The 786-nt window shown below is 52.5% G+C and carries 2 protein-coding genes; one reads left to right on the top strand and one right to left on the bottom strand.

From position 1 onward, the window contains the following. Nucleotides 1-446 precede the first annotated feature (446 nt). The gene (locus tag L7A20_RS11835) at nucleotides 447-599 is read left to right on the top strand and encodes a hypothetical protein (RefSeq protein WP_237223680.1); all 153 of its coding nucleotides are present in this window, start codon (nucleotides 447-449) and stop codon (nucleotides 597-599) included. Nucleotides 600-605: 6 nt separating this feature from the next. Here the strand turns inward: L7A20_RS11835 and L7A20_RS11830 are convergent. After that, a partial coding sequence (locus L7A20_RS11830; RefSeq protein ID WP_237223679.1) for a hypothetical protein occupies nucleotides 606-786 on the bottom strand: 181 nt, incomplete at its 5' end.

Here is a 786-nt window from a genome sequence, read left to right as displayed (position 1 = left end):
GGTTCTGTGGCCTATGGAGTTGGTATAGCTTGTGCTGGTTTTGAGCTTCATTGCTCAGCTAGTTTTTCCTGCCGGGTTGCTTCCATAGTTCGGGGTGCTGATGTTGCTCCCACCAGGGTTCAACATCCTTAGCCAATTCCTCGCCACGGAAACCGTACTCCCCCAGAGGTGACTGCCAGGTCACCTATCAGGCGCTTACAAAATTGTCAGAAGAACCAGCACTGCGCTCTTGGGGATTGTTCTTGATGCTCACAGCAGGTGTTTTCCGCTCTAATTCCTGTTGATCCTTGGGTGCCTGCTTGTTGCTCTGATTCTGGCTGTGTTTGGGCTTCTCCTGGGCCTGTTTTCTCCTCGAGATATTTTACGAACTGCGTGAAGTGCGCTGCTGAGCACTATAAGCGGTAGCAGCGATTTGCTGTGCCCCGTTCCCAATCAAGGAGGCTGTCTTGAAGACACCGAATTCTGCTGGAAAAGCCACTAGTTCCCAGGAGCGCATGGAAAGATTCCGTACCGTTCTGCTGGCTCTGAACGTGCTGATGAAGGTTCCGACCTTCATCAGCAAGTCTCTGGAGCTTTTTACGCGGTTTCTAGGTGGCTAGGCCAGGTTATCCGTCGGCACCCCCATGAAGATTCTCCTGCCAGATTGCTTCTGCAATGCGGGGGTGCCGATGTTGCTCCCACCAGGGTTCAACATCTTCTGCTACTTCTTCAACATCGAAGCCATACTCTTCGAACGTGCTTTCCAAATCTCCTACCAGTGCGTGGGCCAGGTTGTCAGATGAGCGG

The organism is Rothia nasimurium (assembly GCF_928381415.1).
In the GTDB taxonomy this organism is placed as follows: domain Bacteria; phylum Actinomycetota; class Actinomycetes; order Actinomycetales; family Micrococcaceae; genus Rothia; species Rothia nasimurium_H.
Note: the sequence above shows the minus strand (reverse complement) of the source record. Positions and strands in the feature narration are given on the sequence as shown.